This is a genomic window from Sutcliffiella sp. NC1 (assembly GCF_027594365.1).
GTDB lineage: Bacteria > Bacillota > Bacilli > Bacillales > Bacillaceae_I > Sutcliffiella > Sutcliffiella cohnii.
The window spans coordinates 3,014,742-3,041,136 of the sequence record NZ_CP115153.1; the positions used below are offsets into that span (position 1 = coordinate 3,014,742).

Consider the following 26,395-nt stretch of genomic DNA (forward strand, 5'->3'; position numbering starts at 1 on the left):
CATGACAGTTTCAAATTTGCACTCAAGGGGGATCTTCATTTTTCCTAATTATATCGAGCTTCCACCATCCTCGATTCGCTTTTATAATTTTGTGAAAAAACTACTGTCCCTATCTACGTTTTATTAAATATTAATAAGTGATTTTGTTAGGTATTATACATAATTTTAAGATTGAAAGTCAAGTTTATACTCGATTTTCTTCTAATTCTTTATCTTTTTGTTCGTATTCCATTAGGTGATCCCAATCATTCGTTTGAATCATTTCCAATTGCGCTTCAATCAACATTCTAAAACGGTTACGGAACACTTTAGACTGTTTCTTTAACTCATCGATTTCTGTTTGAATTTTTCTAGATTTTATTAATGCTTCGTTTATAATACGATCTGCATTTTTTTCTGCTTCTTTAATAATTAATTTGGCCTCTTTTTGCGCATTACTTTTTACATCTTCTGCTGTTTCTTGTGCCACGAGAATAGATTTATTTAATGTTTGTTCAATTGAACTAAAGTGAGAAAGTCGTTCATTCAATTCTTTCGTTTTTTCTTCAAGCTCTTTCTTTTCACGAATAATCATCTCATAATCTTTAATAACTTGGTCTAAAAATTCATTTACTTCATCTTCATCATATCCACGAAAGGCTTTACTAAATTCTTTATTATGAATATCAAGTGGTGTTAACGGCATTAGAAGCCACCTCCATTTATAGATCGATCATGTTGCTTTGTAATATTCGACAATTACAGACGAAATCCTTCTTTTTCAAGCATTTATTTTCGTTTTCCAAAAATAAGCCGCCATTTATCTTTTTTCGTTTTACCTTCAAGGGAAATTAGCTTACATCGACCATATCCTCTAACCGATATAACATCTCCTTCTTGACAGTCAAAAGACGGCTGCTCCACCAGTCTCCAATTAACTTTTACTTTGGAGCCTTCTACTAATAATTTTGCTTTTTGTCTAGCCATATTATAAATTGACGCTACGATTACATCTAGTCTAGTTGATGTAATCGTAGTTGTAGATTCTTCCCAGTTTTCTTTTACAGAACTAATGTTTTCTAAAGGGATTAAGCGTAGAGAAACAGATGCTCTACCTATTTCTTTTAATTGCAGTTCAACAAAAGAACTTATTTCTTCTGCGACTACAATTTGGATACGATCTTCCTTAAATATGATATCCCCAAATTTACTTCTTTTTAAGCCTAAACTCATAAGTGAACCTAATATTTGTGGATGTTCTAATTTAATAAACTTACTTGCATAAGACAACTCAAATGCTTTTATATTGTAATCAGCATATGTAGGGTTAAAATAACTTGGATATAATAATGCTCGCTTTCTTTCTGCCCCTTCATTCCCACCGTGAAAGCCGACTTTTACTTCCTGATTTTCTCCTACCACTATTCGAACTATTTCTTGCTCTCTTGGATCTAAAAAATCTGTTAGTTTAGGAGCATACTGTTCTTCAACTGTTTCTTTCCATTCAAGGACTTGATCAATAAAATCATGTTCCTCTTGTCGAAAATGTTGATAAATATTCATTGTTAAAGTATCCTATCTTTTTCGTATTAAAAATTATACTAAGCCAAGCATTCTAAATAACGATACTAGACCACTATAAGCAAAGCGTAGTGCTAAAATACCTACAATTGGAGAAATATCAATCATTCCTAGTGGTGGGATGATTCGACGAAACATATCTAAATATGGTTCACAAATTGTACCTAAAATTCTACCAAATGCCGACTCTCTTGCCCCTGGAAACCATGACAATAAGACGTAAATAATTAATGCAAAAGAATAGAACATAACTAATTGGCTTACGATGTATAAAATTAAACCCATAAACTTTTTACCACCTTTTTATTTCAGTATTGTTGGACTGATCATGTTGTAAAAATTCCGTGATGGACCCTGCAACATCAACTGTATCTGGTGTACATAAAAAAATGTTAATACCAACCTTTTGAATCTCACCACTTATTGCATAAACAGTCCCGCTTAAAAAATCAACAATTTGTCTAGCTTCTTCTTGATGAGCTCTTTGTAAATTAACAATTACTGCTCTTCTATTTTTCAAATGGTCAGCAATATCTGTAGCTTCTGAATAAGATTTTGGCTCCATTAATATGACTTTTGATGTTTTTTGGACACTTTGTAAACTAACAACATTACTTTGGCCGTTAGTTTGATGAATAGAAGACCGTGTTTTGCGAGGTTCTACTTCTTCTTCCTCATAAACTTCTTGTTCTTTATATTCATATTCGTCATCTAATGCAAATAAACTTTTAATCTTTGTTTTAATACTCATTCATTAACACCCCCAAATTACGAATCTTCACCAACTAGTGCACTTCCTATTCGAATAAAAGTGGCACCTTCTTCTATTGCAATTGTATAATCATTAGACATACCCATTGACAACTCTGTACAAGGTGCATATGTTAAGTTAAGAGCTTGTACATCTAACTGTAATTTCTTTAGACTGCGAAAACACTCTCTAATAATCGCTTCGTCGTCTGTAAATGGTGCCATCGTCATTAGACCAACTACTTTAATGTTTGGATAAGAATGTAAATCTTTCATGAATGTTAATACGTCATTAGGATTTAACCCATGTTTAGAATCTTCTTGAGAAACATTCACTTGTACGAAGCACTTCACTTCACTATTAGCTCGATTATTTATTTCTTTCGCAAGGGACAAGCGATCTAAAGAATGAATGTAGTCTATCTCATTTATTATGTTTTTTACTTTTCGTGTCTGTAATGTACCAATAAAGTGCCATGTTGCAGCCTCCTGTATAGTTGCCCATTTTTCACGAAATCCTTCATCTCTATTTTCACCTAAATGTGTAACACCAGCACTTATGGCTTCTTTTGCCCTATCATTACTAACATATTTCGTAACAGCAATAATCGTTATGTCAGATTCATTTCTATTTACTTTTTCACATGTTGATTTTATTTTTCCTCGGATGTTTTCGAGATTTTGTTTCACAGACAAATTATTGCTCCTCCTTTAAACCGATAAAGCTTAACATCCTTCCTGTTTTTCCTTCGTCCCGTCGATGAGAGAAGAACAAATCATCATTACAGCTAGTGCAATATGAACTTACTATTATATTCTCTTTCTTTATACCCACTTGCAACAACAATGCTTCGTTTAAGCGTTGCAAATGTAATTTATATTGGCCAGTTTCTATTTCTGACCAAATAGAATCAACCGGCTTGTCTCCAATTAATTGCTTCACTTTATCCATAACATAATCATTAACGACATAACAACAGGAAGAAATAGCAGGTCCGATTGCCACTTTAATATTTTCTACTTTTATTCCTTCCTCCAACCATGCTTCAATCATTTTTTTGCCGATTTCATTTACAGTACCTTTCCAACCAGCATGTGCGACACCAATCATTTCATCAGGTTCGGACCAGAAATAAATAGGTACACAATCTGCATAGCATAACGTAAGTAATATATTTTTCTCTTTGGTGTATATTCCATCTGTTCCTTTTATGGAACTAGAATAGTTAAATAAGCCAGATCCTTTATGCTGTGCGTGAACTTTCACTATATTATTACTATGGATTTGTTCACAAGCAACCCACTCTTTTGTTTCCCATTGAAGTTGATTAGAGAGAGTTTTTTTATTTTTCTTTACATCTTCATCTGAGTCATTAACATGTAAGCCTAAGTTTAATGAAGAAAAATATCCTTGACTGAACCCACCATTTTTTGTTGAGAAGCCAACTGTTAAGGTACTGTTTTCATTTTCCCACGGTATTATTGACAAATATGATTCTTTTTCTAGTTTAAAAGGTTCAGTCATTTTCACACCTCTAATTGTTACATATTCCTTCATATTGTACCATAATTCACCGTAAGTTTAAGAGTATTTTCAAATTTCGACTTCCTTATTCCTCAATTTCTTCATATTTTGTTTGATGTCTAACTAAAATAACGTCCGCTCCTATTTTCACAATATTTCTCCATGGAATAATAATTTCTTGTTCTTTATTGAATAGACCTAACATTTTTCCGGATCCGCTTACGATTATTGCTTCAATTTTTCCAGTAGTTAAATTAATATCAATATCCCCTATTGTTCCTAATCTTTTTCCTTCTGAAACGTTAACAACATCTTTTATTTGAAATTCTGATATTTTAACCATTTTAGTTCCTCCTCATTCCTATCCCATTTTGCTTAAATACTGTTAGTCTATATATATGTTAATAATGCGCTGTTTCATGTACGAAATATATTGAAATTATGTAGAATGGTGACTCCTTTTAAAATTGCCGGAATTGCTTTCATAGGTGCATAATTTCACTTGCATGAGGGTCTACCATGAAAATAGCAGGGCAGTATTAAATTTGTCCGTTTCACTTCGCTTCAGGTGTTCGCTTTCCGCGGGGAGGGAGCTGAGCCTCCCTCGGGCTAAAGCCCTGTGGGGTCTCAGCCTTCCCTCTACTCCCGCAGGAGTCTCACACCTTCCGCTACGTTCCACTCTAGGTTCTTGACCTTGAGAGGAAAAGACAATATAGCAGTTCAAAATACAAGTCCCTATTTTCATACACCATGGTGCAAATTTAGCTTGCTTGTGTGTCTACCATGAAAATAGCATGGTAGTAGTATGGTAGTCCGTTTCACTGCGGTCGAGTAAGCCGAAACACCATCAACTTGATGATGTTCCTAACTCCTCACAGAACCGTGCGTGCAGTATTACCGCACACGGCTCTTCTCGTCACACCATTCACAGAATGTAGTTTATCTCTTTCCTTAAGTGGTATATGTTTACTTTTAATCTTGGTTTTCGCAGAGGGTACTTCCTTAAGAATTTGTTGAATTTATCCCAACTAAAAGACTTCCGTTGGCTTCTTCGATTCAACCATTTGAACAACAACAGTCTGACTCGATATTCAAAGTTTTCTACGTTTTCTAGATTGTCCGTAATACAATAGTAGTTGTAGTATCCTGTCAGTGAACGATTTATTCTGCTCATGATGTCTTTTATGTCCATCGTTCTATTAGCTTTTAGCCATTCTTTGTGCTTCTTAAGTTTGGCAGACACTTTCTTTCTACTACTCTTACGTTTAACTCGGAACGTCCCTTTCTTGCTTTTGCCACAGTAGTGAGTAAACCCTAAGAAGTCGAAGGTTGGGGGCTTTCCTTGCCCATTGCGATTACTGTCTCGCTCCGCAAACCGACCAAACGAGATAATTTTCGTCTTATCCTCTGCGATTTCAAGGTGGAATTTTCGTAACCTCTCGTTGAGGGAAGCATAAAATGCATCCGCATCACTCTTATATTGGAAACAGCACACAAAATCATCCGCATAACGGACCATATAAGCCTGGCCTTTGCACTGTTTTCGAACCACAATTTCGAACCATAAATCTAGAACATAGTGTAGATATACATTCGCTAGGATTGGGGAAATGATACCCCCTTGGGGAGTTCCGTTATTAGTATCAAAATATTTACCTTCCTCCAAATATCCGCCCTTTAAGAATCTTGCGATGATTCTTAGGAGACTTAGGTCTTTGATACGATGTTGAAGGAACTTCATCATCCATTCATGATTTACGTTATCAAAGAATCCTTTAATGTCGACATCAACCACATAATTAGTGTAACGTTCTTCTATATATACATTAAGTATTTTCAATGCATCATGGCAGTTCCTACCTGGTCGGAAACCAAAGGAAGAGTCTAAGAAGTCATTCTCATATATCGCATTGAGTATTTTAGCTAAGGCTCGTTGAACAATTTTATCCTCATGGTCAGGAATACCTAGTGGTCTTTTCATCTTAGTTCCAGGTTTATCGATGTATGTCCGTTTAACTGGAACAGGACGATAGGCCTTCTGCTTTAGCTTCCTTACTAGATTCTTAATGTTCTCATCCAAGTTTTCGCCGTATTCAGCTTTCGTTACTCCCGTTACACCTGTCGCTTTATTACTTGGCAATTCATGATGACATTGTTTGAGATTTTCTTCATTGAGTAAATGTGCTAGCGATGTGAAAACCATGTCTTGATTAGTTTTCGCTAATTCTGTTATCCTTGTCAGTTTTGTTTCCATTCTTTCTCTACCTCCGAGTGTAGAAATGTGTCCCTTTCAAGGGTTGTGACGAGTAGTGGCCTTTCCTCCATCAGATTGTGTCCGATTTCATAGGTACTATGCCACTATCCGACTTCCTTTAAGCATTTGACAGCCCTCACTTTATTATCGTTTGTTCGTCATTACTCTCTATAAAGAGAGACTTAAAGGACCTCCCGAGTTGCCGTAATATATCAATGTGTAACGTGCCACGGGGAACGACTCCGAGGAAGTTGTTACTTTCTCGCCTTTATTGACAGTAACAATGTTGCCTTCTATGCTCCAGAACATATCGGCCTTCCTAACAAGCACTGTTTTCGAAGCTCTCTCCCTTCAACCATAGTTGGTCGCTATGGTCTACGGCCCATCACCTAACTGTCTACGCTTAAAGGTATCGTGTTACCACCTACCCTCCAAGACTCGCTACGAGTGAATGGCTAGTTCTTTCTCGACGGGAATCCCACCCGCTATATATTACGACCTAGGCTCGGTCGCTCCTGGAGGCCATGTGCTTGGTGGACCGTACCGCTTTCGTCTGTCGAACGGTCGACACTAGCACGTCCTGTGCGTCGTTGCGGGCGTTACTTTAGCCTGGTGCAAGATGTGCACCATATAATATGAAAAAACATCTTTTGGACTTGTCCAAAAGATGTTTTTTCTAACTTTGAATATTTTTATTCATTTGTTTAATAGCTGCTTTTTCTAGCCGAGAAACTTGCGCCTGGGATATTCCAATTTCTTCAGCAACTTCCATTTGCGTTTTGCCTTGAAAAAACCTTTTTCTTAAGATAAGTTTTTCCCGGTCATTTAGTCTTCTCATACCTTCTTTTAATGCAAGTTCTTCAATCCAATTAATATCTTTATTTTTCTCATCACTTAATTGATCCACTACAAAAATTGGATCCCCACCGTCATTGTAAATCGGTTCAAATAAAGAAACTGGATCTTGAATTGCATCTAATGCAAAAACAATTTCTTCATGTGGGACGTCTAATACTTTGGCAATTTCCTCAGCTGTTGGCTCTTTAGAAGTTTCACTTATTAACCGTTCTCTTACTTGTAAAGCTTTATAGGCAATATCCCTTAAAGATCTTGACACTCGAATAGGATTGTTGTCTCGTAAATACCGCCTAATTTCTCCGATAATCATCGGGACAGCATAAGTAGAAAAACGAACGTTCTGACCTAGATCAAAATTATCAATTGATTTCATTAAGCCAATACAGCCAACTTGGAATAAGTCGTCCACATATTCACCACGGTTATTAAATCGTTGTATAACACTTAAAACTAGACGTAAATTTCCATTTACAAGTTTTTCCCGTGCTGAGTCATCTCCGCTTTGCATTTGTTTAAAGAGTTTCCGCATTTCTTCATTTTTTAAGACAGGAAGCTTTGATGTATCTACTCCGCAAATTTCAACTTTGTTACGTGACATTCCTTCCCCTCCTAACAGGAGTTGCTGTTCAAAGTTAAGTATCTCCTTCAGAGGGAAAATTATGCACATATACAATTTTTGCAATTCTGACAACTACTGGGAATCCTTGTAAATATTATGTTTGTTGCTAAAAAATTTTTTTACACCATTTTATTAAATTCTTTTCTTAATCTTTTAATAATTCTTTTCTCTAAACGAGAAATATATGACTGTGATATACCAAGCATATCTGCAACATCTTTTTGTGTTTTTTCTTCTCCACCTATTAAACCAAAACGCAGCTCCATTATTTGCTTCTCACGATCATTGAGCTGTTCTAACGCTTTTAACAATAACTTTCTATCGACGTTTGCTTCTAAATCTTTCGTAATGATGTCTTCTTCTGTTCCTAAAACGTCGGATAACAATAGCTCATTACCATCCCAATCAATATTTAAAGGTTCATCAAATGAAACTTCAGATCGTATTTTATTGTTTCTTCTTAAATACATTAAAATTTCGTTTTCAATACATCTTGAAGCGTACGTTGCAAGTTTAATTTTCTTTTCAGGATTAAACGTATTAACTGCTTTAATTAACCCAATCGTACCAATACTAATTAGGTCTTCTATATTGATACCTGTATTCTCAAATTTCCTGGCAATGTATACTACAAGTCGCAAGTTACGTTCAATAAGAATAGATCTGGCAGCTTGATCTCCATTTGGTAATTTAATTAATAAATGCTCTTCTTCTTCTTTAGATAGTGGAGGTGGTAATGCTTCGCTCCCACCAATATAGTACACTTCATCCGTTTTAATTTTAAGTTTAATTAATAATTTATACCAAAAATACGTAATTTTTATTTTCCATTTACCCATTTACAACTTCCTCCTTTTAGCAGATATAATGTTGATGCTTTCTATTTTTAAGATACATTTTTACTTTCCGTTCCGTTCAGCATTGTTGGATGTAGGATACAGTTATAATCTCCTTCAGAAGAAAGGGGCGTTTTCGTTAAACCAACTAAAAATTTATGTACTTCATATGTTAATCCATCATGGTGAATGATAGCTTTATCTGGTTTAATAGCTATCATTATTGTAGAATCCTTACCAACTGCTCTAAAAGGAATCATCCGAATACGGTTGAGCCATTTCCCCTCTTCTGGAAAAGTTGGCCAATTACCGATCTGGTCTAAAGCCTCCATAGCTTGAAAGATTTCTTTCGGTACGAATTGTGTATCCTCTGAAACTTGTAATATCATTACAGGTGATTTTGTAATCGGATCTTGAAGTTGGTTTCCACTATCAATCAAACCTTTTAGTTCAATTTCTTCTTCTTCAATCTTTAATAAAACAGATGCCAATTGATCATATTTATATTTTCTAGATTCCACTAATGTAGACTGACTCCGTGAAAGGTATAGTACAATCGGAAAACCGATTATGACAAAGAGCCATGAAATAGGATCTCCCATTCCTTCTGTTAAGGTAAGAATGGCCTCTTTCGCGAATGTTTGATCTACTTGAATAAAATAGTGGACACCGATCATTCCACCACCTGCAGCAAATGTAGTAATATAGAAAACTAATAAATTTTCAAACGTATATCGAAACCGTTTAAAACCAAACGATATTAAAATCATCGCAACAGAGAATGCCAGTTTTACTAAAGTGTGAGTAACAATAGCTTGAAGAGATGTAAACATTAATACAACAATTAATGAACCGATAAATGCACCTAAAACTAAACGCCACGTTGCAGTTTGTCTTTTTAAAACTATTGCTGTAATTTTTAGGAGCAAAAAATCAAATGTAAAATTTAAAAACCAAATTGCATCTAAATAAACAGTCAAAATAGTCCCTCTTTTATTCAATAGTTTTTTTCACGAAGTTCTTTACCACATCCAGTTCACTACCTTTTTTCACTTGCAATTAGTATATAGTACACACTATTAGAAAGTCTGTCAGTTTATGCCGATAGTAGAAAACAATTTTTTGAGGATTCTTTTCGGATTTTGTCATGAAATGATGGCTTTATGGAGGAATTGTAGATGTTCTGCCAAAAGCAAATACACGTTCGTAGTCTTACCTGAAATTGGGATGGAACGTTCTTTTAAATGTTAAATATTTGTTAATGAAAAACGGTTAATTGTGTTCAAGCTTCTCAACTTTAATAACAAAAGTTATGGCCTTTAGGACTCTACGTAAAGTAAAAAAAGAGAATGGTAAGCTAATAGCTATACCATCCTCTTAATGTTATCTACGTCTGTTTCTGTTTCGTAAAAACGTTGGAATATCTAATGTATCTTCAACTGGTTGAGTTGATTGAGAAGGACGTGAAGGTGCTTCTTGAACATGCTCCTCGCGTTTCACTTCTCTTTTAACAGTTGGTTGTTGTTGCTGCTTCGGTGCTCCAAAACTTGGTCGACTATTTTGATTGCCGCTACCAAGGTCAGTTTCTCTAAAGCCTGTCGCAATAACAGTAACTACTATTTCTTCTTTCAAGTTTTCGTTAATAACGGATCCGAAAATCATATTAACTTCTTCATCGGAAGCAGAAGCAACAATATCAGCAGCTTCTTGCACTTCGTATAAACTTAAGTTTGTTCCTCCAGTAATATTCATTAACACACCTTGAGCACCATCAATTGATTTCTCAAGTAATGGGGAGGAAATTGCTTTTTTAGCCGCTTCAGCAGCACGATTTTCCCCAGTTGCAACACCGATACCCATAAGGGCAGAACCTTTGTTTGACATAATAGTTTTAACGTCAGCAAAGTCTAAGTTAATTAATCCAGGAGTCGCAATTAAATCTGAAATACCTTGTACACCTTGTCGTAATACATTATCTGCTTCACGGAAAGCTTCTAACATTGGTGTATTTTTATCTACAATTTCTAAAAGTCGATCATTTGGAATAACAATTAGAGTGTCAACCGCCTCTTTCATAGCAGCAATTCCACCAGTAGCTTGCGTCTGACGCTTTCTACCTTCGAATGTAAATGGTCTAGTAACGACTCCAACCGTTAATGCTCCAAGGTCTTTGGCGATTTGAGCAATAACAGGCGCTGCACCAGTACCTGTTCCACCACCCATACCGGCTGTAACGAATACCATGTCTGCACCCTTTAGTGCTTCTTCAATTTGTTCTTTCGTCTCTTCAGCAGCTTTTTTACCCACTTCAGGATTAGCACCTGCACCTAACCCTCTAGTAAGTTTCCCACCTATTTGCATTTTCACTTCAGCTTTTGATAGATTAAGAGCTTGTGCATCTGTGTTTACCGCGATAAATTCTACTCCTTGTACACCGTGCTCAATCATTCGGTTTACAGCATTATTACCGCCTCCACCGACTCCTATTACTTTTATGGTAGCTAATTGATCGATACTAGTATCAAACTCCAACATGACTGATCCTCCTAATTCCAAATGTTCTACCGAGAGTTTTATTCAAAGAAAAGCCCGAAAAACTTTTTCACCTTTGAACCTGTTTTTTGCTCTTCTTTTTGTTTTACAGTTTTTGTGACGGTAGTACTTTGTTTTTGTGCTCTGTTTTCAGTAAATTCATTTTGTGTAGTTGCTTCGACATTTCTTCCTTGTAACTTCGCATTCTTGTATGCAAACTGAATAAGACCAACAGCTGTCGTATATTGTGGTTCTCTAACACCTATATAATCTGGTATTGCTTTGCGTACATTATTTTTTAAAATTGCTTGTGACAATTCAAGAACACCTGGCATCGCTACAACACCACCAGTTAATACATAACCGCCTGGAATGTCTTGCACACCTAGTCTTTTCACTTCTTGATGAACAAGTTCTAAAATTTCTTCCATTCTCGCTTCGATAATATCGGAAATTTCCAATTGGTTAAATTGCTGATGTTGATCACTACCTATAATTGGGACACTAAACACTTCTTCTTCAGATGCATAATCATAAAAAGCATGTCCATGTTTTACTTTGATTTTTTCAGCATCTTCCGTAGAAGTTCGTAATCCAATCGAGATGTCTTTCGTAATATGTTGACCACCGACTGGAATCACACTAGTTGTCACTAGCTGACCTTCTTCATAAATAGCTACAGTTGTTGAACCTCCGCCAATATCAACAAGTGCTACACCTAGATTTTTCTCATCTTTAGACAATGCTATGGAGCCTAATGCCAAAGGTTGCAAGCAAATGTCAGTGATCTCCAATCCAGCTCTTTCTACACAGCGGAGTACATTATGTAATATAGTTTTAGAGCCAGTAATTAAAGTACCTTCCATCTCAAGACGTACACCAAGCATTCCACGTGGGTCGTTAATTCCATCTAACCCATCCACGATGAACTGTTTAGGAATACAATCTATTATTTCTCTTTCCGGTGGGATAGAGAAAACTTGCGCGGCATCTATTACTCTTGTAATATCTTCATTTGTTATTTCCTTATTATCACTAGATACTGCCACAACACCATGACAGTTTTGTAAGTGTACATGGTTGCCAGATACTCCAACAATCACTCGATTGATAGACATACCAACCATACGTTCTGCCTGTTCTACTGCCTTTTTAATGGAATGAACTGTTTCATCTATATCGACAATCGATCCTTTTCTAATACCGGTAGAGTTTACATTACCGACTCCAATAATGTTTAAAGTATCATTTAACATTTCAGCTATGATTACTTTAACACTGGATGTACCGATGTCTAAACTTACATAAATCGCATTGCTGTTCATTCTCTGGCACCTCCTTTAAAAACTATAAAACGAAATTAGAACAACAATATTACTTTACAAATTTAATATACTAGAAAGTATTCAACATACGTTCTCTATTCCCTTTTTATAATACTATTTTTTTTCAGTTTTTTCTTTAAAAAATGTCCATTTTGATAATAAAATACGTCTAATAACCGCAATATTTTGGAATAACCTTACTCCAAAAGCGAAAACGGCTGCTAAATATAAGTCTACACCAAGATGAACACCAAGAAAAGCTAAACTTGCAGCTAGAATTATATTAAAGAAAAAACCTGAAACAAACACTTTATCATCATAATTATTTTGTAAATATGCACGAATACCACCAAAAAGAGTATCAAGTGCAGCTAATACTGCAATTGATAAATAATTCGAATATTCATCGGGCACTTTAATTTCTGATGATAAACCTAGAAAAATTCCAATTAATAAGCCAATTAACGGGAGCCACATGCTTAACCTTCCTCCGTATGTCCTTTTACTGATTCCATATACTTAATACGAATTGGCTCTTCGTAAGCTGGAACGGTCAAATAATTAATAGGTGTAGAAATATCTAATAAGAAGTTCTCGATTGCAAATTCATCCATTGCTCTCGATACTTGTAGTCTGTTATACAGTTTACTAGGGTCATCTGTTAGTATAATAATTTCAAACGGAGTAGCCGGCACCCACACATTATTAATTTTAGTGCGGCCATTAATCTCTCTAATAACTGTATTATGAACAATTCTTTGTTCTGCAATCGAAATTTCTTTAATATCATACGAGTTTAATTCATTAATAAAACGCCTTAACAACTCGGCCGAAATTGTGTTATATGATTGCCCATAAGAGTCTTCGGGAAAAAGTGTTTTTACAGTCAATCGGATACCTGGTCCACTTACTTCCGTTAATCCTGCTTCTTTTTTTAATTCATCCAAAGTAGAACGGAGGGCATACTCCTTACTTTGACTTAATTCCTCTTCATAAAGTTTAATTGTTTCTTCATATTTTCGAATTTCTTGTATAATTTGAGCTTGAGCCTCCTGTTCTTTTTTCAAGTCACTTCGAAGCTCCCACGTATCACGTGTATCCCGTACGACCGGTTCTTTTATAGACTGAAATTGTATCGCTAACATTAAACCTATTATTAAAGTAATGAGTGAAAAACTTAATTTTCCTTTGGACACATGTAACACCTTTTCCTTAATGGATAACAGGTTCCATTAATATTTCTTCTTTTTGGGTAATTTTAACAGTGATATTATCAAAAACGAGCTGATCTTTCACTCCACCTACTATATTTAAGGATGGTATCAGTACTTCAGGTTCACCAATTGCCGTAATAACAAATGGGGCAGGATATTGATTTCCATCAACTGTAATAACCGGACCGTTACATACAATATACGAATTTTTTGTAATTCTCTGTCCGTTAATAGCAACTGCATCTGATCCTGAGATTAATAATTCATTAACAACTCTAAAAACATGGCTCTCATGTACAATATAATTATTCACATTTTCTTCACTAGGAACATAAGAAGCATCCGCTAAAGTTACTTCCACTCCTGTCCCTTTTACTTTAACGTTTCCGTTATACATACGTAATTTTTCAACATCTTCAACTAGGTTAAAAAATAATTGCTCTTCTTTTGCGATTTCTTCCTCGATTTGCCTAACGATTTCTTGTTTCTCAAATAATTCATTTTGGAGCTCTCTATTTCGTTCTTCCGTATTAATAATCATTGTACGAATATTATGATCACGTTCCCATTGTCTATCAGATATTCGATCTTCTTCCTTTTGGGTTAGCTGATACGAAAAGGAAATCATAAACCCTAATACTAAACATACAAATGATAAAACAACGTGTTTACCATTAACCTTCATCCTCTACTTCATCTCCATCTAATTCTACATCATAGGGTTTGAAAAATACTCCAACCTCTATATTAATGACACCTTTTTGCTCAGGGTCTAATTGAGCGATAATGGAAGGATAGGAAGCCATTTTACTCGAAAAATTACGAATAGTTCCGCTTACTTCAAAACCATCATTCATAAACAGAGTAATATGATTAGGATCTGTTTCATTAGGTGTAAAATGAGCCTCTGAAATTGCATAAATTACAGACTCTGGTAACTTCATTAACTCATTAATAAACTCATCCACCTTTACTTTGTTATTCCAACCAATCATTAATGCAGCATCATGGGGTAAGATGTCAATGGTGGATGATGATAATATATCTCCATTTTCAATTACAGGAGTATACGTTCCATTATTTAGTATATAAGCAATTCGTTTATATTCTTCAATGTCAATATGTATATTGTTTGGTAGTTCTTTATTTACAGTTGCAGACTTAATTTCTTGTAACTCTTCAATTCGGCTTTCTACATCAGCTTTTTTAACTTGAAAAAAGCTCGATGTACCTTCCTTTATTTCACTAACCTTTATGATAGTTTCTAACTCAACATATTGATGTCCTTGTACAGAAATAGAAGAAACTTTACTTAAAGATGATTGAGAATAGATAATGAAAGATAAAAGAATAAAAAATAGGGAGAGAGATAAAACAAGGCGGCGATTCGCTTTTTGTTTACGCATTTCTCTTATTTTTGGAATTCGATCTTCTAATGTAACTACTTTATTTTTTTCCATCAGAGCAAGTTTTCACCTCAACACCTATCAATTAGAAAAGCCTTTTTTCCTCACTCAAATATAATAATATTGGGAATTCACTAGTTTATATAATTGAAATCCCCTTTAAATTAGAGCAGCATAATAATTAAACTAACAAAATGCCGTTCTACGTAATTTTAAAAATATTATATCATAAAAGAAAAGGAATAAGGGGGAAATTATCCTAATTCCTTCCTATAATTTCAACTTCTGTTTTCATTTCAATTCCACGCTTTTCTAATATCGTCTTTTTCACATGTTGAATGATATCTAACACATCTTGCGCTTTCGCATTATTTTTATTAATAATAAAATTAGCATGCTGTTCTGATATTTGCGCTCCTCCAACTACATATCCTTTTAATCCTGCTTCCTCAATGAGTTGGCCTGCATAATTAGGTAGAGGATTTCGAAATACACTTCCGCAGCTTGGGTATGAAAACGGCTGTGTTTCTCTTCGATAATTTTTATTTTTTTGTAGCTGATCGACCACCATTTTACGATCTTTTTGCTCTAATTGAAAAACTGCTTCTAAACAAATTCCAGGTCGTATTGTTTGTAATACAGATGTTCTATAAGAAAAATGTAATTGTCCATTGTTTACCCATTCCATCGTTCCATCTTCGAAAAGAATATGTGCACGAACTAATACTTTCGAAATATCAGAACCGTGTGCTCCTGCATTCATAAACACAGCCCCACCGACTGATCCTGGGATACCCCCAGCAAATTCCAGCCCTGACAAACCTTGTTTACTTACAACAGTTACTAATTTAACAAGTGGATAGCCCCCACCAACTGTTACAATTCCATCTTTTATTTCTAAATGATCCATTCCAGCACCAAGCTTTATTACAACACCTTCTATTCCTTTGTCCGAAACTAGTAAGTTAGAACCTCTCCCTACTGCCCTCCATTTAGAACCGTGCTTTTTTATAATTTTCATTGTTTCTTCTAATTTTGTAATATTTGCTGGCTCAACTAATATATCAGCTGGTCCACCAATTTTCATCGTAGTATGATTTGCTAAAGGTTCTTTTTCACGGACTTTTCCAACTTCTGCTTTTTGCAAATCTAATAATAGCTGTGATAACACCATTTCATTTCCTCCTAACGTGAAAGCCTTAAAAAATCTATACTAACTTTATACAAATAAAATATTTTTGTTTTTAATACATTATTATATGCCACACACGTATAAACGGTACAGATGCCTATTATTATGTATTTCATTTTCCTTCTCGAAAGAAAGGCACTATTACAATCGTTTCTTAAAAAGTGTAATTTCAAACATATTGGATTTGTTTACTGATAACTGTTTAAAAAGCGTAAATATCATAGTACATTAATAATATATATACACTTGGACTTTTCGCAATGAGTTTTGCAACATTGTAATGCAAATTTCATCTTTTTGATATATTAATATAATAACACTCGTCTTTTGTTTCCTACACAAAAACACCCCGAAAAATTTCAGGGTGTTTTTAAAAGTTATTTTAGTACCTTGCGTACCTACTAATGTTTAATAAAACACCGACCGCTAACAGCATTAACGTTAATGATGAACCACCGTAACTTAAAAACGGTAATGTAATTCCTGTTACTGGCATTAAGCCTGTTACAACCCCAATGTTAATGAAAACTTGGATTGCTATCATTGATATAATTCCTACTGCTAAAAAGCTACCATATAAGTCTGGCGCACCTAATGCTATTCTTATTCCTCGCCATAACAAAATTGCAAATAGGATAACAACGAAGGAACCTCCAATAAAGCCTAATTCTTCCGCCAGTATAGCAAAAATAAAATCCGTTTGTGGTTCCGGTAAATAGAAATATTTTTGCCTACTCTGTCCAAGTCCTAATCCGAAAAGTCCACCTGGTCCAATTGCATAAAGCGATTGAATGATTTGAAAGCCTGTACCTAAAGGATCTTGCCAGGGGTCTAAAAACGATGTAATACGGTCCATCCTATAAGGTGCGGATAGTATTAAGCCGACAAAGCCCGCTAAACCTAGTAAACCTAGTCCTACAAAGTGACTTATTTTTGCACCAGCTACAAAAATCATGACAACACATGTACCGACCATAACTGTCCCAGTTCCTAAATCTGGCTGTAGCATGATCATACCAAATGCTAAAAATACTAAAGATAAACTTGGTACTAGCCCTTTTTTAAATGAAGTAATTGTTTTCTGGTTTTCGCTTAAGTATTTTGATAAGAAGAAAATCATTGCAATTTTCATAAATTCAGAAGGTTGAATGGAAAAGGCACCAACACCGATCCAACTTCGTGACCCGTTTCGAACCATACCTACTCCGGGGATTAGTACGAGTACAAGTAATATAAAACATACTATTAGTATCACTTTGGCCCATGTTCGCCACGTCCAATAGTCTATGTTCATAATGAAAAACATAGCAACTACACCTAATCCAGCAAACAACAACTGTCGTTTAGCGAAAAACAATGTGTCGTCAAATTTATAATCAGCCCATACCGCACTGGCACTATAAACCATAATAAGTCCAATTGCTAATAATAAGAATGTCGTTATTATTAAAATGAAATCCGGAGTAGATCGCTTTGTAGACACTACCAAACACCTCTATGCTAAAAATTAGAGTTAAGCCTATTAAAAGCTATGCCCGTAAGTTAATCTCCGCAAACTAAGGAAAAATCCCCCTATTACGAGATACTAGTGGTCAATAGCTTTTAATGTAGTGGCCAAGCCCTTATTTAAGCATATGCACGGCGTTGATAAAAATGTCTCCTCGTTCTTCAAATGTTTTATATTGATCCCAACTAGCACAAGCTGGTGATAGAAGAATTACGTCGCCTTTTGTCGATTTCCCCATAGCAGTTTGTACTGCTTTTTCAACATTTGCTACTCTTTCAATGTTCGGAATCCCAGCTTCCATACCAGCTTTTTCTAGCTTTTCAGCTGTTTGGCCAAAAGTGATTAATGTTTTAACATTTTTTAAATAAGGGATTAGCTCGTCAAACTCATTCCCTCTATCAAGACCACCTGCTAGTAATATAACAGGCTCTTCAAAAGCAGATAAGGCTTTTTGAGTTGCTAAAATGTTCGTCGCCTTCGAATCATTATAAAATCTTCTTTCTTGAACAGTACTTACATATTGTAAACGATGCTTAACTCCTGTGAATGTTGCAAGCACTTTTCGTATCGCTTCATTTTTAACACTATATAATTTACACACTGCAATGGCAGCTAAGATGTTTTCTATATTATGCTTTCCAGGTAAAACGATATCTTTTATTGGAATGATTTCCTCGTCTTGAAAGTATAGAGAATCATTTAGTAAATAGGCACCATTTTCGCAAATATCTTTTGTAGAGAAAGGGATTAGTGTAGCGTTACTACTTTTTATCATTTCCTTACAATACATGTCATCATAGTTATAAACAACATAATCATCGGCTGTTTGGTTTTCACTAATCTTACCTTTTGCTTGTGCATATTCTAACATCGTCCCGTGGAAATCAAGATGTGCCTCAAATAAATTTAATAGCACGGATATTTTCGGTTGAAATTTTGAAATTCCCATCAATTGAAACGAGGATAACTCGGTAACAATAATATTCTCTTGTTTAGCTTGTTGAGCAACTTCTACTGCTACTGTTCCGATATTCCCAGCAATTAAAGGATTCTTATTATCTTGTTGCAACATTTCAAATATAAGTGTAGTCGTAGTTGTTTTACCGTTTGAACCTGTTATACCAATAAACGGAGCTTCACTAACTTCATAAGCAAGCTCTACCTCCGTTAATATCGGAATATTTAATTCTGTAGCACGAATTAAGATTGGGTTCGAATAAGGTATTCCTGGATTTTTAAACACGACTTCTATCTTCTCGTCAAAAATGGAGAGTGGATGTCCGCCACAAACTACTTCTATTCCATGTTCTTGTAACATTTTAGCTTGTGGATTTTCCTCTAATGGCTTTAAATCATTCACAATTACTTTTGCACCTAGCTTATGTAAAAGCATTGCCGTTGCGGTACCGCTCTTTGCTAAACCTAATACTAGTATGTTTTTGTTTTGATAACCGCTAATCATTTTCAAATTATATCCACACCTCTAAATAAATTCCTAGGATAGCAAATATAAATCCAATTGTCCAGAACGTGACGACTACTCGCCATTCTGACCAACCTACTAGTTCATAGTGGTGGTGAAGTGGACTCATTTTAAATACCCTTTTCCCAGTTGTTTTAAATGAAATTACTTGAATAATAACAGAAAGTGTTTCAATTACAAAAACACCACCTATAATTATTAAAAGTATTTCTAATTTTAAAAGTATCGCTACAGTTGCTATCGCACCACCAAGCGCTAAAGATCCTGTATCGCCCATAAATACTTTTGCAGGATGAGCATTAAATACTAAAAATCCAAGTAGAGCTCCTACCACTGCAACCGAGAATATAGAAACTTCGTACATGCTTACATTCCAAGCTAAAACTGCAAACGCACCGAAAGCAATTGCACCTGTACCAGAAACTAAACCGTCTAAACCGTCTGTTAAGTTAACCGCATTAGAAAAGCCAACTAACCAAAAGATTAAAAATAGCACATAAAAATATCCTAATTCAATTTCCCAATCTGTCCCAGGGAAACCAACTGCCGTTGAGAAATCAGATTGCTGAAATACTATAAAGAATATAATCGATATAATTATTTGACCAGCTAATTTTTGTTTAGAAGTTAAACCTAAGTTTCTTTTTAAAACAACTTTAATGAAGTCATCTAAAAATCCTAACAATCCAAAACCTACTGTTACGAACAGTAGTAAATAAACTTCGACAGATGGCTCCGTATATTTTCCTGTCATTACTAGTGTTGTAACAATGACAGAAAGTAGAATCATTATCCCTCCCATAGTCGGGGTACCCGTTTTCTTTTGGTGGGACTGTGGTCCTTCCTCTCTAATACTTTGACCAAATTTTAATCTCCTTAGGAAGGGAATAAAAAGCGGTGATAATAAAACAGTAACTAAAAAAGACATAACGATGGTAAATAATAATACTTGTTGTAACATCGTTATTCCCTCCTCTCTCATTTACGTCAAAATTTTGATATGCGACTTGTCTAATTATGTATTGAAATATTCCATTTAAAACTTCGCATAATAAAGCTACTTCAATCAGGAGGGGGGATTATCCCCCACTAATTGCAGTAAAACAATTGAAGTAAAGATGCAACACAACAATTGTTTGATTCATCAATTAATTAAAATCATTTTTTAAAAGTGTATGCATAGTTTCATTAGTTAATATATAAATATACTAAGACTTCGACTCAACAGTACACTTCTTTAGAATGGTATTAGCTTTTTCTTAAAATAGACGTAACAAAAATAAATTTTAACGTTTTTTTGATAACATGCAACACTTTTTTAATAACAACCATTTTATTCTATCATATTTTTAATCATTAAAATTAATTTTGTTTACGTAATTTAGCTTTAATAGCAGCTTTTGCAACTTTACGATCATCAAAGCTAATTATTTCTTTTCCAATCACTTGATACGTCTCATGCCCTTTACCAGCAATAATAATACAATCTCCCTTCTGCGCACTTTTCATTGCGTGAAAGATTGCCTTTTCCCTATCAACTATTACTTCATATTTATTGTTACTTACCTCTGATTCCATATCTGCTATGATTTGCTCCACCTTTTCTGTTCTAGGGTTATCTGAGGTGAAAATAGTCCAATCTGCACGCTCTACAGCTATTCGACCCATAAGCGGTCTTTTTGTCCGGTCACGGTCACCCCCACAACCCACAATGCAAATGAGTCGATTCGTTGTTATTTGTTTAGCAGCTTTTAAAATATTTTCTAAACTGTCAGGTGTATGGGCATAATCAACGATAACTGTAAACGGTTGACCCTCGTTTACTAGCTCAAATCTACCTGGAACACCTTTAATTGTCCCAATAGCTTTAAGTATCGTCTCCATTGGAATTTTTGAAACGTAACAGGAAGTTATCGCCGCTAAAATATTATAGACGTTAAATTTTCCAACAAGTTTCAATTTTACTGGGGATATTTTCCCTTCATAATGAAGGTCAAAATACGTACCCTCTGCTGTATAACGAATGTTTTTCGCCATAAAATCACTATTTTTTTCAATTCCATACGTCAAAATTTGAGCTGATGATACTTTTTTGTAATATTCTGATGCAGTATCATCTTCGTTTAAGATGGCTACTTTAGGCTTCTCTATATTATATGTGTTACCTAGACTTGAAAATAACAAACCTTTTGCATTACGGTATTCTTCCATTGAATGATGATAGTCTAAATGGTCATGTGATAAGTTTGTAAAAATAGCTATATCAATATCACATCCTCTTACTCTTCCTAGATCAAGTGCGTGAGAAGAAACTTCCATCACAACCATTTCCACACCTTTATTTTTCATTTTATGAAGAGATTGTTGTAACAATAGTTGGTCTGGAGTTGTATTTTTTACCGGGTACGTTTCATCATCAATTTTAATATGAATAGTCCCTATCATTCCAGTTTTTTTAGAATGATAACGGAAGATATGATCAATATAATGGGAGGTTGTAGTTTTACCATTCGTTCCAGTCACACTTATTACATGTAAAGAATGAGAAGGTTGGCCATAGAAAACATCTGCCATAATCGCTAACGCACGATTCGTATCACGGACTATGACTACAGGAACTTCTGCCTTTATGGGCTTTTCAGCAATAATAGCAACTGCTCCGTTAGCTACAGCTTGCTGTACGTAATCATGACCGTCTACTGTAAACCCCTTTATACAAAAGAACAGACTACCACTCTTTACGGTTCGAGAATCATTGTCTAACTGTGTAATAAAAGGGTTATTTTCCGAAGAAATACTATAATGATGTATATGTTGAACGAGTTCATTTAAGTTCATGAAAGCACCATCCTCCTTATGATAGAATTGCAAGCAAAAAGGCAAGCAATCAGCTACTTACATACATTTGCTGTTGTATACTATTCAAAAGGGGATGGTTATGAGCCTATTTATTTCTTATTGTTTTTCGATTCATTAAAACACTTTCCGTTTATTAATAAGTAAACATTTACTTAAAGGAAAAAAGCCACCCTCACCTAGAGTAACTGGTAAAAGTGACTAGTTAAGGTATGAAATTATGAATCGCCAGCCATATATACTCTTATAACTGAACCTTCTTTTACTTTTGTCCCCGGCTCTGGTGACTGCTGAACAACAGTAGTTCCTTCACCGCTTACATCTAACTGTAAATTGTAATATTCATGATGAATATCTTTTCGTGTCATTCCTTTTAAGTTCGGTACTTCTACTAATGGGGTATCTGGCCATGCAACTTCTTTCTCTATTTGGCCCTTTCGCTTCTCTACTCCCATTGCTCTTAAACTGTCCTCCATTATTTCACCTACTAACGGCGCTGCAACTACCCCTCCAAATTGGACTGTTCCTTTAGGGTTATCTACACCGAGATAGACAACGATTTGCGGGTCATCTGCTGGAGCGAAACCAATGAAGGAAACGATATGGTTATTTTCTAAATAGCGGCCTCCTTGGGCTTTTTGTGCCGTACCAGTTTTTCCGCCAACTCTATAGCCTTCCACAAAGGCATTTTTACCAGTACCTTGGGCCACGACACTTTCTAAAGCGTAACGTACTTGTTTTGACGTTTCTTCTGAAATAACTCTACGCTTTTCAACAGGAGTTTGTCTTGAAACAACCTCTCCAGTAACAGGGTCAATAAATTCTTTTGCAATATATGGCTGATATAAAATACCACCGTTAATTGCCGCTGACACTGCTGCAACTTGCTGTATTGGAGTAACAGATACACCTTGCCCGAATGCTGTTGTAGCAAGCTCAACCGGCCCTACATTTTCAGGTTTAAACAAAATACCTTTTCCTTCTCCAGCAAGGTCAATTCCAGTTTTTTCACCAAAACCAAAGTTTTTTATATATTTAAATAATGTATCTGTTCCTAAACGTTGTCCTAATTCAACAAAACCTGGGTTACAAGAATTTTGTACAACTTCTAGAAATGTTTGATGGCCATGTCCACCTTTTTTCCAACAACGAAGTCGCGCTCCCCCGACCTCTGCTGCGCCATCATCATAAAACTTGTCGTTCATTAAGTTTACTTTTTCTTCCTCTAACGCAGCCGCAAGCGTTATTATTTTAAAAGTTGAACCTGGCTCATACGTACTCCAAACAGGTAAATTTCGATTATATATTTCTGGAGCTACATTTTGGAAGTCAGCTGGATCAAAATCAGGCCTACTTGACATTGCTAATATTTCTCCTGTTTTCGGATCCATTGCAATGGCGATAATACCATCTGGATTGTATAGTTCATTTGCATTATCTAGAACCCTCTCAACGATTGTTTGTACTTCCCAATCAATGGTTAATTTAAGATCCATTCCATCTATAGGAGATACATAATCATCGGGTATATCTGGCATTCTTCGTCCTTTTGCATCTGAATAAAACTGGACGTACCCTTTTTCACCCTTTAATTGTTCATCATATTGCAGTTCAAGCCCCATTAATCCTTGATTATCTATACCAGCAAAGCCTAATACGTGTGATAAATAGCTACCAAACGGATAATGCCTTTTGGAATCTTCTGCAATATATACACCTTTCAAATCTAACAATCTAATTTCCTTTGCCTTTTCATGTGTAATTTTTCGTCCCTCTTTTAACCTCACCATCGATGTGACTTGAGTTATTTGTTTATACACATCTTCTTTAGAAGTATTTAAAGTTGCTGCGAGCTTTTCTGAAACTTCATTGGGGTCAACAATTTGCCTAGGAACAACTAACACTGTTGGCGCACTCATGTTAGTAGCAAGCGGTACTCCATTTCTATCTAATATTTCCCCACGCTCTGGCTCAAAAGGGATATTTCGACTCCAGGAATCTTTTGCTCGGTCTGTTAACATATTACCTAAAGCAAATTGAACATACCCTAATCGTAAATCAATAATACTAAACAACAAAACTCCTACTAATAATACAACCGTTAACCTACGTCTCACTGTAACGTGTGATACTCGCAAGTGTAGCCCCCCTTTATAGCTCGTTCCAATATATGCTTGTACTTTTATAAATAGAACTGAGCTGGGTAGGCTTGAAACACAAAAAGGCTAGCCATTATTTGTACGTGACAAAATGACTAGCTTTTTTATATCGAATTATCCGCCAATCTCCATTTCCTCTTCTTCAACGTCTGGTAGAGGTCGATTGGACTTAAATTCTACAACAAATTGCTCACGATCATCAACTAGTTGTCCTGGAGAAACACTTTGACGAAAAGCATAACCATTCCCGATTATATGTGGGTTAATTTCCAATAAATTTGTTAGTTTAATAACATCTCTTACGGACCAGCCCGTCATATCAGGAATTGGGGGGTCTTCCTCTGTTAGTAGCACTACTTTTTCTCCTACTAATACTTTCTGACCAGCAACTGGCATTTGATTGATTATTTTATTTCCGTTACCAACTACTACGATATTAGGACCTTTACGATTTTTAAGTTCTTCAGACAGGTCTGTCACGGTCTTCCCAATAAAGCTTTTAACTTCGACACCATCATTAGAAGCGCTCTCTGTCTCTTCAAAGTTCGGTTTAACACTTAAATATTGTAAACTTCTTTGCATAACCGGATTGAATACACCTTTTAACGCATTCGTTCCAGTCGTTTCATATTGACCAAGCTTAGGTTTTTCAATGGCAATGTAAACAATTAATTGCGGGTTATCCGCAGGAGCCATTCCTAATACAGAATAAATATATTCACCCCTACCTGATAAGTAGCCCGGTCCATTAGGGTTTGATATTTGAGCTGTACCAGTTTTCAATGCAACTCGATATCCATCTAAACTATAATGTCTACCTGTTCCGACATCAGAAGTAACGGTTGATTCTAATACTTCCAAAACTTTATTCGCTGTTTTTTCAGATACAGGTTCCCCTTTAATAATCGGTTCATTCTCTTTCAATATTTGACCTGTATTAGGGTCCACTATTTTATCTATTATATATGGTTGCATCATTTTTCCATTGTTCGCAATAGCTGTTGCAGCTTGTATTTGTTGTATTGGTGTAATCGCAGTACCTTGTCCGAACGCGGTCGTTATTTGTTCAATCCGGTAATGATAATTAAAAATAGAAGTGGCTTCGTCTGGTAAATCAATACCTGTTTTTTCGTTTAAACCGAATGCATGGTAATAGTTTAATAAATTTTCAGCACCCATTTTTTCCACAAGTAAAGCGATGGCCACATTAGATGATCGCTGCATTCCTTCATCAAAGGAAATTTCTCCCCATCCATTTCGGTTATGATCACGAATCGTATCAGGTCCTACTTTATATGAACCTGATTGAAAATAGTGATTACCATTATATACACCTGCTTCAATCGCTGCCGCTAACGTAAAAATTTTCATCGTAGATCCTGGTTCAAAACGACTAGATACAGCATCATTATTCCAATTTGTACTAAGGCCTACTCTTGTATTTAAATTAAACGTAGGGCGAGTAGACATTGCTAATATTTCTCCTGTTTTCGGATCAGCAACAATTCCTATCATCCGTTCAGGACTATACTGTTCAGCTACTTCGCTCATCGAATCTTCTAAGAACGTTTGAATGGTTCTATCGAGAGTTAAGTAGACGTCATTTCCATTTTTCGGGTCATCATATGAAACTTCAGGATTAGAAATAAAAGGTATCCCTGAAGTATCACGTCGATAAGTGTAGCGTCCATTCGTTTCTTTTAACTGTTCATCTAACATTGCTTCTAAACCTAGAACACCTGCTACTTTACCGTCATCATTGGCACGAGCAAAACCGATAACATGACTCGCAAAATTACCATTGTAGTAAAAGCGTTTAGATCCTTGAATCAGCCGAATTCCCGGCAACTCTAGGTCTTCAATTTCTTCTTTTATAGATATAGGTAAGTCACGTCCAGCTGAACCAAACTCTACTTGTTTAGCAGACCTCGTTAGCTGCTCTAAAAGAAAGCTTTCCTCTACATTTAATAGTGGAGCTAGTTGTTTAGCAGTATTTTGCGGGTCCACAACATGCCTCGGCTTTTCATCGTTAGTTGTTAACGCCTCATCAAGAACGGCAACAACTGTGTATGAAGGTGTATCCTCTGCAATCGGATTTTCATTCCGGTCATAAATTGTTCCTCTAGATGCATTTAAATCAATTGTTACATTATACTTACCATCCGCTAACGCATGTAAGTCTTCTCCTTTTACTTCACCAAATGCTTGGATGTAAAAGAACCTTCCGACAAAAAGAAAAAAGAGCGAAGCAAATAAAACAGATAACAATGCTGCGCCAAAGTGAATTCTTTTTTTGTGAATAAAGTTTTTCATATGTAA

Annotated in this window: 24 protein-coding genes and 1 other annotated feature (1 of these 25 running past the window's edge); all 24 genes read right to left on the bottom strand. The window is 35.5% G+C overall.

Annotation, left to right across the window (positions count from 1 at the left end; genetic code table 11):
• Nucleotides 1-125 (bottom strand) — a binding site (T-box leader); it reaches 103 nt to the left of the window's first position.
• A 59-nt stretch (nucleotides 126-184) separates the two neighbouring features.
• The 24 genes from O1A01_RS15680 to O1A01_RS15795 all read right to left on the bottom strand — a co-directional run bounded on the left by O1A01_RS15680 (nucleotide 185) and on the right by O1A01_RS15795 (nucleotide 26,389).
• Nucleotides 185-685, bottom strand: coding sequence for a DivIVA domain-containing protein (locus O1A01_RS15680; protein ID WP_270064473.1), 501 nt, complete (start codon nucleotides 683-685; stop codon nucleotides 185-187).
• Nucleotides 686-768: 83 nt separating this feature from the next.
• Nucleotides 769-1,542, bottom strand: a complete 774-nt coding sequence (locus O1A01_RS15685; RefSeq protein ID WP_066417577.1) for a YlmH family RNA-binding protein — start codon at nucleotides 1,540-1,542, stop codon at nucleotides 769-771.
• Nucleotides 1,543-1,575: 33 nt separating this feature from the next.
• Nucleotides 1,576-1,845: a YggT family protein gene (locus O1A01_RS15690; RefSeq protein WP_066417584.1), complete on the bottom strand. Its 270-nt coding sequence runs from the start codon at nucleotides 1,843-1,845 to the stop codon at nucleotides 1,576-1,578.
• Nucleotides 1,846-1,852: 7 nt separating this feature from the next.
• Nucleotides 1,853-2,311 carry a cell division protein SepF gene (locus tag O1A01_RS15695; RefSeq protein ID WP_270064474.1) on the bottom strand — a complete coding sequence of 153 codons (459 nt, stop codon included), beginning with the start codon at nucleotides 2,309-2,311 and terminating at the stop codon, nucleotides 1,853-1,855.
• A gap of 17 nt (nucleotides 2,312-2,328) precedes the next feature.
• On the bottom strand, nucleotides 2,329-3,006 hold the full coding sequence (locus tag O1A01_RS15700; RefSeq protein ID WP_066417588.1) for a YggS family pyridoxal phosphate-dependent enzyme: 678 nt from the start codon (nucleotides 3,004-3,006) through the stop codon (nucleotides 2,329-2,331).
• 1 nt (nucleotide 3,007) lies between these two features.
• A complete protein-coding gene (gene pgeF, locus O1A01_RS15705) occupies nucleotides 3,008-3,835 on the bottom strand; it encodes a peptidoglycan editing factor PgeF (RefSeq protein ID WP_270064475.1) in 828 nt (275 codons plus the stop codon).
• A gap of 85 nt (nucleotides 3,836-3,920) precedes the next feature.
• Nucleotides 3,921-4,178, bottom strand: a complete 258-nt coding sequence (locus tag O1A01_RS15710; RefSeq protein WP_066417594.1) for a YlmC/YmxH family sporulation protein — start codon at nucleotides 4,176-4,178, stop codon at nucleotides 3,921-3,923.
• Between the two features lie 582 nt (nucleotides 4,179-4,760).
• Nucleotides 4,761-6,089 carry a group II intron reverse transcriptase/maturase gene (gene ltrA, locus O1A01_RS15715; protein WP_270064476.1) on the bottom strand — a complete coding sequence of 443 codons (1,329 nt, stop codon included), beginning with the start codon at nucleotides 6,087-6,089 and terminating at the stop codon, nucleotides 4,761-4,763.
• 676 nt (nucleotides 6,090-6,765) lie between these two features.
• Nucleotides 6,766-7,545, bottom strand: a complete 780-nt coding sequence (sigG, locus tag O1A01_RS15720) for an RNA polymerase sporulation sigma factor SigG (protein ID WP_066417600.1) — start codon at nucleotides 7,543-7,545, stop codon at nucleotides 6,766-6,768.
• 140 nt (nucleotides 7,546-7,685) lie between these two features.
• Complete coding sequence (sigE, locus tag O1A01_RS15725) at nucleotides 7,686-8,405, bottom strand: RNA polymerase sporulation sigma factor SigE (RefSeq protein ID WP_066417603.1); 720 nt, start codon at nucleotides 8,403-8,405, stop codon at nucleotides 7,686-7,688.
• Nucleotides 8,406-8,452: 47 nt separating this feature from the next.
• Complete coding sequence (spoIIGA, locus tag O1A01_RS15730; protein ID WP_066417605.1) at nucleotides 8,453-9,382, bottom strand: sigma-E processing peptidase SpoIIGA; 930 nt, start codon at nucleotides 9,380-9,382, stop codon at nucleotides 8,453-8,455.
• Nucleotides 9,383-9,785: 403 nt separating this feature from the next.
• Entirely contained in the window at nucleotides 9,786-10,937 is a 1,152-nt protein-coding gene (gene ftsZ, locus O1A01_RS15735) for a cell division protein FtsZ (RefSeq protein WP_066417608.1), read from the bottom strand.
• Nucleotides 10,938-10,975: 38 nt separating this feature from the next.
• Nucleotides 10,976-12,259, bottom strand: a complete 1,284-nt coding sequence (gene ftsA, locus O1A01_RS15740) for a cell division protein FtsA (protein WP_066417611.1) — start codon at nucleotides 12,257-12,259, stop codon at nucleotides 10,976-10,978.
• Between the two features lie 114 nt (nucleotides 12,260-12,373).
• Nucleotides 12,374-12,736, bottom strand: a complete 363-nt coding sequence (locus O1A01_RS15745; RefSeq protein WP_066417614.1) for a small basic family protein — start codon at nucleotides 12,734-12,736, stop codon at nucleotides 12,374-12,376.
• A 2-nt stretch (nucleotides 12,737-12,738) separates the two neighbouring features.
• Nucleotides 12,739-13,455: a DUF881 domain-containing protein gene (locus tag O1A01_RS15750; RefSeq protein ID WP_066417617.1), complete on the bottom strand. Its 717-nt coding sequence runs from the start codon at nucleotides 13,453-13,455 to the stop codon at nucleotides 12,739-12,741.
• A gap of 16 nt (nucleotides 13,456-13,471) precedes the next feature.
• Nucleotides 13,472-14,158, bottom strand: coding sequence for a DUF881 domain-containing protein (locus tag O1A01_RS15755; protein ID WP_066417619.1), 687 nt, complete (start codon nucleotides 14,156-14,158; stop codon nucleotides 13,472-13,474).
• Nucleotides 14,148-14,933: a cell division protein FtsQ/DivIB gene (locus O1A01_RS15760; RefSeq protein WP_066417622.1), complete on the bottom strand. Its 786-nt coding sequence runs from the start codon at nucleotides 14,931-14,933 to the stop codon at nucleotides 14,148-14,150. Before O1A01_RS15760 ends, O1A01_RS15755 begins: the two co-directional genes overlap by 11 nt.
• Before the next feature lie 205 nt (nucleotides 14,934-15,138).
• Nucleotides 15,139-16,053: a UDP-N-acetylmuramate dehydrogenase gene (murB, locus tag O1A01_RS15765; RefSeq protein WP_066417624.1), complete on the bottom strand. Its 915-nt coding sequence runs from the start codon at nucleotides 16,051-16,053 to the stop codon at nucleotides 15,139-15,141.
• A 400-nt stretch (nucleotides 16,054-16,453) separates the two neighbouring features.
• Nucleotides 16,454-17,554 (bottom strand): stage V sporulation protein E, encoded by a 1,101-nt coding sequence (gene spoVE / locus O1A01_RS15770; RefSeq protein WP_066417626.1) that lies wholly within the window; start codon nucleotides 17,552-17,554, stop codon nucleotides 16,454-16,456.
• Between the two features lie 139 nt (nucleotides 17,555-17,693).
• Nucleotides 17,694-19,046, bottom strand: a complete 1,353-nt coding sequence (gene murD, locus O1A01_RS15775; RefSeq protein ID WP_066417628.1) for a UDP-N-acetylmuramoyl-L-alanine--D-glutamate ligase — start codon at nucleotides 19,044-19,046, stop codon at nucleotides 17,694-17,696.
• Between the two features lies 1 nt (nucleotide 19,047).
• A complete protein-coding gene (mraY, locus tag O1A01_RS15780; protein WP_066417631.1) occupies nucleotides 19,048-20,022 on the bottom strand; it encodes a phospho-N-acetylmuramoyl-pentapeptide-transferase in 975 nt (324 codons plus the stop codon).
• Nucleotides 20,023-20,423: 401 nt separating this feature from the next.
• On the bottom strand, nucleotides 20,424-21,899 hold the full coding sequence (locus tag O1A01_RS15785) for a UDP-N-acetylmuramoyl-L-alanyl-D-glutamate--2,6-diaminopimelate ligase (protein ID WP_066417633.1): 1,476 nt from the start codon (nucleotides 21,897-21,899) through the stop codon (nucleotides 20,424-20,426).
• Nucleotides 21,900-22,135: 236 nt separating this feature from the next.
• Nucleotides 22,136-24,055 (bottom strand): stage V sporulation protein D, encoded by a 1,920-nt coding sequence (locus tag O1A01_RS15790; protein ID WP_066417635.1) that lies wholly within the window; start codon nucleotides 24,053-24,055, stop codon nucleotides 22,136-22,138.
• 135 nt (nucleotides 24,056-24,190) lie between these two features.
• Complete coding sequence (locus O1A01_RS15795) at nucleotides 24,191-26,389, bottom strand: penicillin-binding protein (RefSeq protein ID WP_066417637.1); 2,199 nt, start codon at nucleotides 26,387-26,389, stop codon at nucleotides 24,191-24,193.
• Nucleotides 26,390-26,395 lie beyond the last annotated feature (6 nt).